Below are 14,470 nucleotides of genomic sequence, written 5' to 3'. Positions count from 1 at the left end.
TAGCTGTATAGAGTTAACGAAAGCAAATGGCTTTTAGAATCGCTATTGCTGAGAATTTAAAACTTGCATTGACAAAGAAAAGTTAGTAGTTTAGTTGAACTTAGCTTTTTGGTCATTATGACTAGCACTCAATTGATTAACTTACCACAACTCCCAGAAATTATTGATGGATTGCCAAATATTTCGGGTTGGGAAACTGAAGTTGCATCGGTAGTACAGCACCAAGAACCGATCTTTCTACCAACAACGAACATTCGGCTAGAAGACATCACCGCTGGTTTTGCGATCGCGCTTCACATGCATCAGCCGACAATTCCTGCGGGTGTTAATGGTGCTTTAATCAGCAATCTGCAATATATGTTTGAACATCCGCACGAAGGCGATAATCATAATGCAGGTCCTTTTAGCTATTGCTATAGCCGGATGGCTGATTTTATCCCTGAGTTAGTGAGTCAAGGGTATAATCCGCGCGTGATGTTAGACTACTCTGGCAATTTGTTGTGGGGCTTGCAACAAATGGGGCGCGGCGATATTTTGGAAAATCTCAAACGCATTACGTGCGATCGCACTTACCAACCGTATGTCGAATGGCTGGGAACAATGTGGAGTCACGCGGTTGTGCCTTCAACTCCAATTCCAGATATTAAATTACACATTCAAGCATGGCAACATCATTTCGCGGCAATTTTTGGTTGGGAAGCTTTAGCGCGGGTGAAAGGTTTTTCGCCTCCTGAAATGCACTTGCCAAACCACCCTGATACGCTGTATCAATTCATTAAAGCCTTACTTGAGTGTGGCTATCGATGGCTCATCGTTCAAGAGCATACCGTAGAAACATTAACAGGAGCACCACTGCAATTTAAACATCTTCCGCATCGTTTAATTGCCCGTAATTCTACGGGAGAAACTTTGAGTATAACAGCATTAATTAAAACTCAGGGTTCTGATACAAAACTTGTCGGGCAAATGCAACCGTACTACGAAGCAAAAACACTATCTCGACAAAATCTTGGTGCTGTTTCTATACCACCTTTAGTGACGCAAATCGCAGATGGTGAAAATGGCGGCGTGATGATGAATGAATTTCCCCCAGCATTTAAGAAAGTATGGTACGAGCAAGATCGTCGTGTTGTGGGATTAACAGGCACAGAATATTTAGAATTGATTGAAGCTGCTGGGTGCCGATTTGAAGATTATCCAACGTGTCAAGCCGCAGGGCAATATCAAATTTGGCAAAGAGTGCAAGATGAATGTACTCCTGACGCTGTAGCCGATGCGATCGCAAAAGTTAAACAAGCTAATCCAAACTTTCATATTGATGGAGCTTCTTGGACAAATCATATCAGTTGGGTAGAAGGATATGAAAATGTTTTAAGCCCCATGAATCAACTGAGTGCTTTATTTCATGAAAAAGTTGAACGTCCCAATGTAGATACAAAACAACCTCAATATCGGCAAGCTTTGTTATATAACTTACTACTACAAACAAGCTGTTTTCGTTATTGGGGACAAGGCGTTTGGACAGATTACGCGCAAACAATTTTTAACCAAGGAACCACAGCTATTAACGCTAACTTTGTCGTTGCTAGTGCTTAGTAACTAGTTTTAAGTTACAATAATCTTAATGACTCAACCCTCATTATCGGTGTAGCTTAATATTAGTTTTCTGACCGCATTCCAGATTAATCCAGCAATAATTAAGCCAACACCTACTAGCCAAATTCGTTGTTCTACCCAAAAAGCTAAAAAAAGACAAGCGGATAAACCGACCCACGCAATCCACTTCGGATAAAGTCGATCTTCATCGGAAATTTGTAATGCTGATAAATCAGTAATTGCATAGTAAATTAAGACAGAAAACGCACTAAACGACCAAGTTGTTCTGACATCACCAATCAAAACTAAACAGGCGATCGCAGTGCCCATAATCAGTACTGCAATGTAAGGGTTTGTGCGTGAAGAATTCATTTTAGCGACAAATTTAGGCATATCTTGACGCCGCCCCATAGCTAATAACACGCGCGATAAACCTAAAATTAAATTGAGTAAGACACCTAATGTTGCGGTAACAGCACCAACAGCTAAAATGAAACCACTTCCAGGAATATTAAAACTACGTGCAGCAATTTCTAAAGGTGCAACTTGTTCGCTGGTGACTTCTCCCAAGGTCTGCGCACCTACCGAACCAATACCGACAACAACAACGCCGATATAAAGTAACATTGTTGTGGCAAGAGTAATGATGATTGCTCTGGGAATCGTTTTTCGTGGTTCTTGGACTTCTTCGCCAAGAGTGGCAATTCGTCCGTATCCTGTATAAGCGACAAACATTAATGCAGTAGCTTGCAAAACTGAACCAATTGGATTATCTGCATCGGCGACACAAGGCGTGAAATTGGCATTAGTTGCAAAAACTGTTGGTAAACCTGCCACAATAAAGAAAATCAGCGATAGCAGCGTGATTGACACAATAGTGATATTGACATCGTTGGAGCGCTTTACTCCATTCAAAACAATTAACGTCAACGCGACTACTGCGGCTAAAGCTGTAGGTACTAAGTAAGTGCGATCGCTTATTCCCAAAACGTTCAATAAGTAACCGGCAAAACCTAAAGCCGCAGTCGCTGCTGAAGCTGATTTCGCCACCAAAAACATCCACCCTGCTGTAAATCCTAGCCACGGGGTAAGGTATTTATAACCATACTCATAAGCACCACCACTGACAGGATGACTCGCAGCTAATTGGGCGCTATTTAAGCCATTACACACTGCTACACACGCCGCGATCGCCACCGAAATGATCGCACTAGGTCCTGCTATACCCGCAGCAATTCCTGTGCTGACGAACACGCCAGTGCCCACAATTGAGCCTAAACCGAGAGCAACTGCGCCTACTACACCCAATTCTCTTTTAAGTGATTTTGATGAATCTTGCGGCATGATTTTGGTAAGCGATCGCTAACAGAATTATTCTGTATCAGAACTGTTTTCGTTTTCACTTGCTGCGTCTTGCGCTTGTGCGCCATCACTTGCTTGTGTTTCTTGTTCTAGCTGTTCTACTTCTTGCGGAACGACAGGTTCATAAAATGTAGCAACTTCCCAATCTTGCGTTAACCAAATTGCCCCAAAAGGCAAAGCATAAAATATTAAAGCAATGTAACCAATTGCTGCAACTCGTCCTGCTGTCACAAAATCTGCGGATTTTTCGGCAAGCCATACAGGTAGTTTCCGCGTGTACTTAATCGGGTATAACAAGATAATTGAGTAGATATCAAATACCATATGCACCCACGCCACTGTTAGTGATGCTACCCCTTCAGGACTTCCATCTGTTGCTAATGACATTGCTGCGATCAAAGCTGTTGTGGAAGTACCGATATTTGTACCCAAAAAGTACGGCAAGGCTTGCATTGCCAGCACAACGCCTAGTGCAATAATTGGTACAATTACGGAAGTTGTAATGCTTGAACTTTGGACAGCTACTGTAATGACAAGTCCAAAAAGCATTGCTTGCCACCAAGAACCAAACAGATACTTCTTGACTTTTTCTTGTAAGTCTTCGTTAAGGATTGCTTTTAAGGCTTTAACAAGTCCTCTTAAGGAAAAGTACAGCAAAGCAAAAGCAATAATTAAAACAATCCAACCTGTCTCTTGAGTTAAACCAACAATAAAGCCAGCGATTGGATCAACTATATAATCCAGTGGGCTGAAAAGATCGATCGCACCAACACCAACGAGGACATTTGTCAACCCTGTCGCTGACCAAGATAAAAACCGCGTGAATATTTCGATGACTAAAAAAAGGATAGCAGCAATGATGTTGAAAAAATCTAACACCATTGAGCCAGTGAATGCCCGCTTGAACTCCTCTTTATTGTGAAAGTGACCTAACGCTACGATCGTATTGGTTACATTCGTCCCAATATTTGCCCCCAACATCACAGGGATTGCTGCTTGAGGAGTAATTGTTCCTGCGGCGACAAGCGCAACTGTCAAAGAAGTTGTCGTTGAGGAACTTTGCACCAGTGTGGTAGCTAAAATCCCAGTAAAGAAGCCTGTAATTGGGTTAGCAGTACTTGCTAGCAGTGCTTCTGCTGCATCGTCACCCAATAAATCAAAACCTTCACCCAAAAGGTCAAGGCTCGTAAAAAATAGTATTAATGCCAGTATTAAACCAACAAAGTTTCAGATGCCACCTGATGGTAAAGCTCGCGTAAGACGTTCCATGATCTTAAGGCGACTGTTGATAGTATCACCTCAAAAGTACACAGTGTCTCCCGTCGAGTCGTTAAAATCCAGTTAATCAGAGGTTAAATAAAATAAGAGTGATTAACATTTATACCTAGAGGCATAAATTATACTCTGGTAATTTTCAGATTTCAAGCACTACTTTGCTGATGTGGTGTACTTCATACTAAATATATAAATTTACTCCTGCAACTATATTACTTAGCCCAATTTCATCAAAATTTAATCTTTTGAAGATGATTTCTGCTTTTTGGTTGATGTTTTTAAATCTCTAAATCTAAATATGAGTTACATTTCAGGCGTAGCTGTTAAATACAGAAGCTGCCATCGATTCAGAATGCCGATAAGAAAGTTTTTTATCGTTACGTTGATTTCAATAGAAGCGATCGCTGTAAAAAGTAAAAAATCTAGTCCCTTCAAGGCTTAATTTCATAGTTTTACCAACTGTGGGTTATCTGCGTTGGGAAAGAGAAAGTCTATTTATCGCCGCCGATGACGTTGCTTGTAAGAATCCTGCTGGTGTTGGTCGTAGCGCCGATTAGAACTGCGTTTAGTGCTAGACATAACTAAACTGTTTCTCACCAACATAGCAAAAAATATTCCGCCAATGGCATTTCCAATGGTACTCCACAGTAAAAAATAGAAGAGGCTTGTAATTCCAAGGGTACTCGTCAAAATGCCTGCCAAAACTTCAACAGATCCTGAAATTGAGTGGTGGAAATGGCAAAACTTGATCGCTAAGACAATGAGCCAGACAAAAAAAATCTGGCTAATCGTGTCACGTCCAGCCGCAATCAGCCACGAGAGTAGCCCCATTAGCCAACCTGCTAGTACACCACTAAAAAGAATTACCCACCAGGAGTGAGTGACACGATCGCGGGCAATTTCTCCAAAAATTTGAGGTTCCACAATTCCCAGCGCGGGACCAATAACGGTAGCAAACCCAGCAAATAGTGCTACCCCAACTAAATTACCAATGTAAATCAGCCCCCAAAGCCGACTTAATGACTTGATCGAAGCGCGACCATCAAGGACAGGCAAAATGGCGATCGTTGTGTACTCGGTAAAGAGATCGGTATGACCTAAAATGACAAAAATAAAGCCACAAAAATAAAGCCAATTGTATAAAAATTAGCAACTAAGATTTCAATGACTAGCTCAGAGCGCGTACCATCTACATGAGTGAGTAACACAGCTACGAGCAAGGGACTTATACCAATTCCAATGCCAGCAAGGAGACCTGATGTAAATAAACCTTTTGCAGGACGGGCTAACTCTTCGAGTGCTTGTTTAATCTCCTGCTCTAAAATCTGACGATAAGGTTTCTGAGGCTCCTCGGAATTTTGCATAAAGATCGCTCAGCAGACAATTTATCGCTCAATGCCGAATAGCTTCATCATGAAGTCAAGCACAGCTATTAAAGAATAACTCTAAAAGAATTATGCCTCAATACGAAACAAGGGCTGATACTTGCAAGAATTCCTGTCCTCAATTTAAGCAGGACAGGACTATTTGTTTTGCACTCAGTTGTACATGACAAAACAGCTATTTAGGGAATACCGCCAGCACCTGTAACGCCCAATGTTTCTCCCAAGACATAGCGTCCATCTTCTGAAGCCAGAAAAACGAATGCAGGAGATAATTCGACTGGTTGAGCCGGTCGGTTCATAGGAAAGTCTTGACCAAACTTAGCGGTTGCTTCAGCACTAAATGATTGCGGAATAAACGGTGTCCATACTGGACCTGGAGCAACTGCATTGACGCGGATGCCTTGGTGAATGAGTTTCTGAGCTAATCCTTTTGTAAATGTGACAATTGCACCCTTGGTTGCGGCATAATCCAGAATCATAAACTCTGGTTGATAAGCCTGAATAGAAGTTGTATTGATGATGACACTACCTGGTTGCATGTGTGGCAAAGCGTGTCTAACCATATGAAACATGGAAACAATATTCGTCCGAAAGGTTTTTTCTACTCTTTCTGGAGTGAATTCATCCATTGTTTCGACGGTTTTTCCCATAAATGCCGCATTGTTGACTAAGATATCAATGCGCCCAAAGCGGTTTACGGTTTCCTGTATAACGCGTTGACAATGTTGGTCATCGCCAAGATCGCCTGCTATTGCTAAAAACGATCGCCCAGAATCTTCAACGACGGTTTTTGTTTCTTCAGCATCTTCATGTTCGTTGAGATAGGCGATCGCAATATCTGCCCCTTCTCTAGCAAACGCAACTGCAACAGCACGACCAATTCCGCTGTCTCCTCCTGTAATTAATGCAATCCGATTTCGTAACTTTCCACTTCCTTGATAGGAACTCTGCCCATAATCAGGTTTGGGTTTCATCTTAGACTCTAATCCTGGAGTGGGTTGAGTCTGTGCGGGATAAGGAGGGCGATCGTGTTGTTGGCGCGGATCTACAGGTTTAGCAGCTATATCGATAGACATTGCTAGTTTCCCCGTTCTTTCTTTAACTATCGCTCCATGCCGTTCACTCTAGGAAATAGTTGTTATATCATCGTCTATCTTTAGTGATACGTTGTTCGATATATTTGCTTTTGCTCGCGTCCTTAGTTATTGTATTTGCTCTAAAAAAGTAGCTCATTGAAAAACTGAAATGGGCTATTAGCAATTGCTGTATACACTTATCTCTACTTTTAGACTGATGCTTTTGAGGGGCAGCCAATTGAAAACTTAATATCGAAGCATTAAGTAAAGAAATTATGACTTCAGAACAAAATAAGCGCGACATTCCAGCAGGTTACAACTCAAAAGATACAACTGGTGCACTCACTCCTGATCTCGCTACTGATGAATTAGACAAAAACAAGATAGATGAAAAGCCACAAGATACTGAATCAACACCTGAAGGTACTCCGCCTGCTCCTGGAGAAAACGTCGTTGACCGTCAAATAGATATCATCGCTCGAATGTAAGCAGTACTTTTGTGTCGGTAATAAGCTCAATACAAATACTTTAAATTCTCGTCCTTAAACATATTTGGGGACGAGTTTTGTTTGTAAGAAACTTATGAGGAATAGGACGCAGACTATTGGCATAATATGTAGTGGCTGGTAAATCTTTTTACCGATAATTTATTATCAGTTGTTAATTCCCAGCCTTTGAAAGAAGTTTGTTTTTCTGACTTACCGAGTCACGCGTAAGATTTTATCCTGACTGGCAGGGCAGCTACCTCTACCATCACAGTTACTCGTTGTAATATAAAGTTCGCCATCAGGACTCATGATCGCTTCGCGTAGCCTACCGTGTTCGCCTTGTAGGTAGACTTCATGTTGTTGAACTTGTTGAGAATTAGGGTCGAAGACGACGCGATGTAGATGTTCCGATCGCAGTGTCGCAATCATTAAACTACCTTGCCATTCAGGAATTGCATTTCCGGTGTAGATTGCTGCACCTCCTGGAGGTACAGCTTCGCGCCAAACTAATGATGGAGTTACCAATCCTTCTTGAGACTCACAGCGATAAATGATAGGCCAGCCTAAATTATCACCTGCGCTAGCAACGCTAACTTTATCGTGACCGCTTCTACCAAGTTCGCCACTCGGACCGTGATCTGTTACCCACAGCGTGGAATCATTTGCCCAGTCAAAGCCTTGGGTATTGCGAATTCCGCTGATGTATACAGGATTACCTGGAAATGGGTTATCTTGTGGCACTTCGCCGTCGGGTGTCACTCGCAAGATTTTACCTGCTAAGCTATCAACATCTTGAGAAATATCCGGCTTACGCGCATCGCCAGTACCGATGTACAGCATTCCATCTGGACCAAAACGGATGCGTCCGCCATTGTGATATAGTGCAACCGGAATATCATCAATAATGACGCGATCGGCGGTGGCGCTGGTACCATCTTGCGATAATTGCCAGCGTTCGACTCGATTGATTGGCGTTCCGTTGCGATCGGCGGTGTAGTATACGTAAAAGAGTCGGTTTTGTGCAAAGTCAGGATGGGCTGCAATGCCCAGTAGCCCACCTTCGCCGCTATCAGTTACGTTGATTGTGGCGACAGGTGCAGGTTGTAGTTGACCATTACGGACTAACCGCACTCGTCCTGGTCTTTCGGTCACCAACATATCATTGTTGGGTAAAAATGCGATTCCCCAGGGAACTTCTAAGCCTGTAGCGACTTCCTCGACGCGGACATCTACTTGTCCTTGCGGTCCTGCGCCTTGTGGTACTAAAGTGCAAGCTTGTTGATTCGCAGTTGCTAGTTGCGATCGCGGTGATTGAGTAACGTTTTCACTACTAGAAACTTGTTCTGTGGATTGTACCCCACACGCAGCAACTCCTAATGTACTAATACCTGCTACAACGCTGGCAATGATTCTTGTCAGCTGCATTTGTAATCTCCAATTATGTTCATTCGTTCAGTTGAAGTGGGCGATTAGAAATCGCGCCTACACAGACAAAACTCGCCTGCGCGGGTTTGATTTGGTAGATTTTAGACAAGATTTATAATTTTTAAGTAGCAATTTTGATTCAACCAAGTGTTTTTAAAGACTTCAATTATTAGGTCATGAAATTGCTCGTTCGTTCGACGGGTAAATCTAACTAATTTAATCAAAACATATATTTAACTATGACATTGTAACATTAGAATTCCAACAGTGTGGTAATGTGCCTGTTTTGTACAAAATTCCTCCTATAGATAGAAGACGACAAAAATATTGCGTCACGCAAGCATTTTAATGACTCAATTCTTCAAAAATATTTAATTAGAGCGTGATATTTGATATGCTGCAAAGCATCTTAACTGCAAGGAAGTCGGGCGCGTGTCTCAGCAGAATATTTGGGAATATCTAAAACGCTTGCTCATCGCAGTCGGAATTATTGGGCTGTTTGTTGTCTTGCTGCTCTTTGCTTGGGCAATTATCAATGTTTTATTATTAATTTTTCTCGGATTGCTGCTTGCTGTAGCTCTGCGGACTCTAGCAAAACCAATAGCTCGTTACACGCCTTTAAGCGCGCAATGGTCATTAGTTGTAGTTGTATTGCTTATTGTTGCTGTCATTGGCGTTAGTGGGTGGTTTTTTATTCCCGAAGTATTGAGTCAGATTGAATTGTTTGTCCAACAAATTCAGCTAGGAATCAATCAATTACAAACTTTTTTAGCTCAATATAATTGGGGTCAACAATTACTTGAGCAAGTCCCTGGTGGTGATGGCGGCTTGCCAATATCTAACTTATTTAATCAATTTGTTGATGCGTTTGCTCTCACTTTAGAAGGATTAGCAAATACACTGTTTGTTATTTTTATTGGCATATTTCTTGCAGTTGAACCCAATCTCTATCGTAACGGATTAATAAATTTAGTACCGCCAAGAGGACGCGATCGCGCGCAAGAAGTCATTGCTGGTGTCATCCAAATATTGCGTGGTTGGCTTTTAGGACGAGTGATTTCTATGATTGCGATTGGTATTGTTGTTGGTGTTGGATTAACAATACTTGGTGTTCCACTTGCACTTATTTTGGGTATTATTACTGGATTACTTGAGTTCATTCCGGTTGTTGGACCAATTCTTTCTGCATTTCCAGCAATAATTATTGCTATCAGCCAAGGCTTCATGCAGGCTGTTTATGTTGCCATCTTTTATCTTGTCGTGCAACAACTCGAAGGTAACGTTCTCACACCAGTTGTACAGGAAAAAACTGTTTCTTTACCACCAGCGGTCACGCTAGTTGCAGTGTTAGCTATGGGAGGTTTGTTTGGCGTACTGGGTGCATTAGTTGCTACCCCGCTTGCTGCGGTAATTATGGTTTTAATCAAAATGCTTTACGTGCAGGATATCCTTGGTTCTCCTCGAAAAGCAGGGGAGAATCGATAGCTACGAATATACCGAGTTGGTGCTATCCAGAACCCTTACTCCCACTGCTGTAAGTTTAATGACTAGAGTTAGTTATCAAGTAGCACTTCTGGGTCGTCATCGATTGAAAGTAGAAATTGAATCAAGTCAGTTTGGTCTTTTACAGAAAAACCAGCTTGTCTATCTACCCAGTAGTTGTGACCGCTACCATCGACATTTACTCGTTGCAAGTCAGGATTTGCACGATTAGCAGCAACGACAGGTTTACGCAAATTGCGGTCTACCAAGACTCGTAGACTGGCACTAGGATCGGGTTGAATTCCTTGTAGCAACGTACCTGCCATTCCTAACTGGTCGGGGTTTGCAACTTTAAAGCCTTTTTTATCAGGTTTGAGGGCTTCTGAACTCGCAGCAACACCTCCGTCGTGTAAGTAGGGGGCGCTGAGGTAAAGTCCAATCAAGTTGGGAACTTTGAATCCTCCTAAAGGATCGCTTTGCGCGTAGGCTAAGTCGAGATCCTCTTGAGGCATGATATCCGTGGGAACTGGAATAACCGGAGGATCGGGCGGTAAGGGTACAGATACGTTAGGTGGATAAGTTTGGGGTGGAACAAATAGCTTGGCAAAACCTTTTGATGCTTGGGCGCGGGATGGTTGCGTACCAAGTTCGCGTTGGGCAATCACATCGTGGTTTGTAAAGTAGCGTCCGCTATGACAATCAACGCAACCTGCTTTGTTGAATACCGCAGCACCGTGTTTTAAGACTTCGATATCGTTTGTTGGTTGATATGGAGGTGGTGCTAGCGTGTTTTGATACGCCGACATGGCGTTAATTTGTTCGGCGACTTTATATCCTGGAGAAGCAGCCATTAAGCCATTTTGCATGAATACGCTACCTTTTGGGTATTCTGGCATTTTGATTACTTCGTTGAAGCCTGGTTCTCCTGGTGTCGGATCGATTTTCTCAAAAAATTCTGATGGTTTGACTTTGTTGGGCAAGCGGAATTTAGGATTTGAAGCATTTTGCAGCATCGTACCCAGATAAATTTCTTTATCCACTCCCAAAAGTTCGCCTCCGACATCAGCCGTTGTTGCGGGATCGGCATTGACACCAAATACAGCGTTATTGAGTGTCGTTAATCCGTGAAACCAACCTACAGAAGCAACGCCACTCCAGCTATAAGGCCAAGAACCTTGGGTGTAGGATGAAGGAATTTGCGAAGGATTATTTTTTAAGTCTCCATTCGAGGTAAAGTTACCAGGAGGCCATGATAGTAAGTCGGTATCAACCGCATCTTCCATCGCTTGGATATCGGGTAAGCGGGCTTCTTGTCCGTCTTTGTTGATGTAGATGCGATCGCCTGGCGGCATTTCTGTGGGATTGGCACTCGCTTGGCGAAATAATGCAGCAGAGTTACTTGCAAATGCAATGATTAAACCTGTGTCAACATCATTATTCGGCGCACCTTCTAAAACACGTCCTGTTTCGGAACTTACCGTCGCATGACATAGCGCACAAGTTACACCAACGCGAACTTTACCCCGATCGACAAACGAACGAATTCCTAAAGGAAACAGCGAACCTTTGGGGACATCAAGACCAGTATTCAATACTGTCCCTGCACTAAAGGTGCGATCGCCTACTGTAATATCTTTGTCCAGTGTAATTTGTAAATTTGTTGTTGGTTTTCCTCCTAGTGCCAAAATTGCCTTACTCAAACTAGCAAGATTCAAAGGTCCATCAAGAATGCCAATGACATCGGTAAACAAATACTCGTTGCCAAACGTTTCTAAATAAAACGCTTTGCGACCGAGATTGATAAGTTCTTCTGTGACTTCCACCGCACCATTTTCCGGTGAAAGTTCTTGTCTTCCTGTCTCTGTTTGCAAAAGTTGGTCAGCTTCTGCTTTGCCGATCGTATGACCCAACACGTCATACGAACCAATTTCTTGCGATGTCGGCTTTGTCAATGGTGTATAGGTGTTGTAAAGACTCGGTGGTGTTCCAGGAAGCGCGAGTTCGATGCGAAACGCAATAAACCCGACAAGAACAACCAAAGAAATCAAAATGATGATTGGACGTAATCGCATACGTACCTCATTATTAGAGCTATGAGCGACTAGCTGTTAGCTTTTAGCTAATCGCTTTTATCGGTTTCAACCGCTAAACTTCCATCAAACTTTGCGCGCTTTGTGCCTTAGTGGTTCGTTAATCGACCTCAACATCCCAAGGCTGCCAAGATTTTTCCTTAACCTCAATCTCGCCCTTTTGCGGAGTTGCATCCCAGCGCGTTACTCCGTCTTCCAACCAGAAGCGTAACTGAACACAAGCGTCGCCAACTTCTAAACGGCTGAGGGTAATCTCTGGTATCCAATGCGGTAAACAAGGATCGACATAAAGACACTTGTGCGGAGCATCCGCTTGCAAACCTAAAATTGCTTGCAACAGGTGAAATACTGAGCCAGCTGCCCATGCTTGCGGGACATTTGCTTCAATATAAGGCACCGGAAAAGCACCAGGCGATCGCTCAACTCCAGAATAAAGTTCTGGTAAGCGGTAGCTAGCAAAATAGCTTGTTGCTTCGAAAAGGTCGCGTGCTAGTCGCGCGGTTTCTTCTTTAAAGCCATAGCGCTTGAACCCTAAGGCAATAATGCCATTGTCATGCGGCCAGATACTCCCCCGATGGTAAGAAAAAGGATTAAATGCCGGATTATTCGCCGATAAAGTCCGAATACCCCAACCGCTGTACATATCTGGTGCAAGTAATTTTTGCACAACTTGCGCCGCGCGATCGCGAGAAACAATTCCACTCCACAAACAATGTCCTGGATTTGACGCAATCGTCCGCACGGGTTTTTTATCAGGATCGAGTGTAAATGCATAAAAACTAATGTCATCGCACCAAAAGGTTGCTTCAAACTGTGCTTGCAGCTTTGCGGCTTTAGCGCGGAAATGGCGCGCGCGATCGCCTTCTTCTAGATACTCAAAAATTTCTGCTACGCGCATCCACGCATCAAAGACGTAACCTTGCAATTCACACAAAGCTTTTGGCGCTTTTACTTGGCTACCATCAGGGTAAACAATCGCATCTCCTGAATCTTTCCAACCTTGGTTTTCGATACCACTGGGCGATCGCGTTTCATATTCTTGAAAACCGTCACCGTCAAGATCGCCATAGCGGTCAATCCACTCTAAGCATCCCAATATCACATTGCGGTAGTCGTGCAACAACGCATCATCGCCAGTCCATTTCCAAGCTTCGTGTAGCACAATGAGATATAACGCTGTTGTATCAGCGGCTCCGTAATACGGCGTATGCGGAATCTTCTGAAAATGTGCAAGTTCGCCTTGACGGATTTCATGTAGAATTTTGCCTGGTTGCGCATCGCGCCAATCATCTTTTTCGGTAGCTTGTAACTGCGCGAGTTTCTTTAACGTCCCGCGTGCAAAAGCAGGATGCGTAATCATATTTTGCAGCGTTGCAATTAAACTATCGCGTCCAAACAGCGTCACAAACTTTGGTACACCCGCCGCTGGTAGCCACTCATCAGGACCAAAGTCATAATCATACAACCGCAAGGCTCCTGTATCGCTGACTGACTGCTGATACGCTCGATACACTTCTTCGTTGGCAACTTTAATTTCAGTAACTGTATCTAACCAACGGCGATATAAATGTTCTAACTCGGTGTTAACTTCCTCATCAACGGCTTTGTAGTAACAAATATGAATCGGTTCGCGTTTGCGGTCATTTTCAACTAAAATGTAGTTTCCACAAGCGTGCCAGCTTTCACCAGGTTGGAGCGCAATTTCATAATTAATCCGACCATTTGCATAGTGGGGTTGCGAGTCATAGTTGCGCGGTTGGTAAATCAAACCGCGGAGAAAATCTTTATTCCTATAGCTTGTGTGCAGTTCTTTTTTTTCAATATCCCAATTTGTTTCTAAGCATCCCCGTCGCACAAGTTGTCCTGATTCGACTTCAAAAATATCCGCAAAGTCGGAGCGTAGCGCAATTTCTAGCGTGAATTTTGCTGGTTTAAGTCCGTAGTTGGTCAAGTCTAGGTCTTCATGAATTCCGTGTTCAACGGTACGGCTAATGATTAGCGACAGCGAGTTTTGTTGAATTGCTCCTTCTTCGGTAATAATTTCTGGATTTACTAAATAAACTCGCGATGCGTAGTAAGTCGTTGTTGTTGAGCGCAAACGCACCCACGAACTACTATTAGCGTAGCAAGCATAGTAACTCAAAAAACGCGTGTCTTCGGCGAAAATCCCCAAAAAACCATCTTGTTGAATTTGACCATCTAGATCGGTGACCATGAATGTTCCACCATGATTGATGGTTAAAATTGGTGGACCAACGGTGATACGCATATAACTCCTGATAATTAGATAA

The 14,470-nt window shown here is 43.0% G+C and carries 11 protein-coding genes; 3 read left to right on the top strand and 8 right to left on the bottom strand.

What is annotated here, in order from left to right; translation table 11 throughout:
- Nucleotides 1-117: 117 nt before the first annotated feature.
- The gene (locus tag B1A85_RS14850) at nt 118-1,596 is read left to right on the top strand and encodes a glycosyl hydrolase family 57 (RefSeq protein WP_104547689.1); all 1,479 of its coding nucleotides are present in this window, start codon (nt 118-120) and stop codon (nt 1,594-1,596) included.
- Nucleotides 1,597-1,629: 33 nt separating this feature from the next.
- Here B1A85_RS14850 and B1A85_RS14845 read toward each other — a convergent pair whose 3' ends face one another.
- The 5 genes from B1A85_RS14845 to B1A85_RS14825 all read right to left on the bottom strand — a co-directional run bounded on the left by B1A85_RS14845 (nt 1,630) and on the right by B1A85_RS14825 (nt 6,694).
- Nucleotides 1,630-2,940, bottom strand: a complete 1,311-nt coding sequence (locus B1A85_RS14845; protein WP_104547688.1) for an APC family permease — start codon at nt 2,938-2,940, stop codon at nt 1,630-1,632.
- A 27-nt stretch (nt 2,941-2,967) separates the two neighbouring features.
- Nucleotides 2,968-4,158, bottom strand: coding sequence for a Na/Pi symporter (locus tag B1A85_RS14840; RefSeq protein ID WP_256387467.1), 1,191 nt, complete (start codon nt 4,156-4,158; stop codon nt 2,968-2,970).
- A gap of 570 nt (nt 4,159-4,728) precedes the next feature.
- Nucleotides 4,729-5,337, bottom strand: coding sequence for a formate/nitrite transporter family protein (locus tag B1A85_RS14835; RefSeq protein WP_246841438.1), 609 nt, complete (start codon nt 5,335-5,337; stop codon nt 4,729-4,731).
- Complete coding sequence (locus B1A85_RS14830; RefSeq protein ID WP_104547685.1) at nt 5,331-5,597, bottom strand: hypothetical protein; 267 nt, start codon at nt 5,595-5,597, stop codon at nt 5,331-5,333. Before B1A85_RS14830 ends, B1A85_RS14835 begins: the two co-directional genes overlap by 7 nt.
- Nucleotides 5,598-5,797: 200 nt before the next feature.
- Nucleotides 5,798-6,694, bottom strand: a complete 897-nt coding sequence (locus tag B1A85_RS14825; RefSeq protein ID WP_104547684.1) for an SDR family oxidoreductase — start codon at nt 6,692-6,694, stop codon at nt 5,798-5,800.
- Nucleotides 6,695-6,969: 275 nt separating this feature from the next.
- Between B1A85_RS14825 and B1A85_RS14820 the strand changes: the two genes are divergently transcribed.
- Entirely contained in the window at nt 6,970-7,182 is a 213-nt protein-coding gene (locus B1A85_RS14820; RefSeq protein WP_104547683.1) for a hypothetical protein, read from the top strand.
- A gap of 210 nt (nt 7,183-7,392) precedes the next feature.
- On the opposite strand, the gene B1A85_RS14815 is transcribed toward B1A85_RS14820, so the two are convergent.
- Entirely contained in the window at nt 7,393-8,607 is a 1,215-nt protein-coding gene (locus B1A85_RS14815) for a sorbosone dehydrogenase family protein (RefSeq protein WP_104547682.1), read from the bottom strand.
- Nucleotides 8,608-9,039: 432 nt separating this feature from the next.
- On the opposite strand from B1A85_RS14815, the gene B1A85_RS14810 reads away from it, so the two are divergent.
- Nucleotides 9,040-10,092, top strand: a complete 1,053-nt coding sequence (locus B1A85_RS14810) for an AI-2E family transporter (protein ID WP_104547681.1) — start codon at nt 9,040-9,042, stop codon at nt 10,090-10,092.
- Between the two features lie 68 nt (nt 10,093-10,160).
- Here B1A85_RS14810 and B1A85_RS14805 read toward each other — a convergent pair whose 3' ends face one another.
- The gene (locus B1A85_RS14805; RefSeq protein ID WP_104547680.1) at nt 10,161-12,161 is read right to left on the bottom strand and encodes a di-heme oxidoredictase family protein; all 2,001 of its coding nucleotides are present in this window, start codon (nt 12,159-12,161) and stop codon (nt 10,161-10,163) included.
- Nucleotides 12,162-12,279: 118 nt separating this feature from the next.
- Nucleotides 12,280-14,448: a glycogen debranching N-terminal domain-containing protein gene (locus B1A85_RS14800; protein WP_104547679.1), complete on the bottom strand. Its 2,169-nt coding sequence runs from the start codon at nt 14,446-14,448 to the stop codon at nt 12,280-12,282.
- Between the last annotated feature and the right edge of the window lie 22 nt (nt 14,449-14,470).

Source organism: Chroococcidiopsis sp. TS-821 (assembly GCF_002939305.1).
Lineage (GTDB): Bacteria > Cyanobacteriota > Cyanobacteriia > Cyanobacteriales > Chroococcidiopsidaceae > Chroogloeocystis.
The sequence above is the reverse complement of the archived record's forward strand: the minus strand, read 5'-3'. Positions and strand labels throughout refer to the sequence as shown.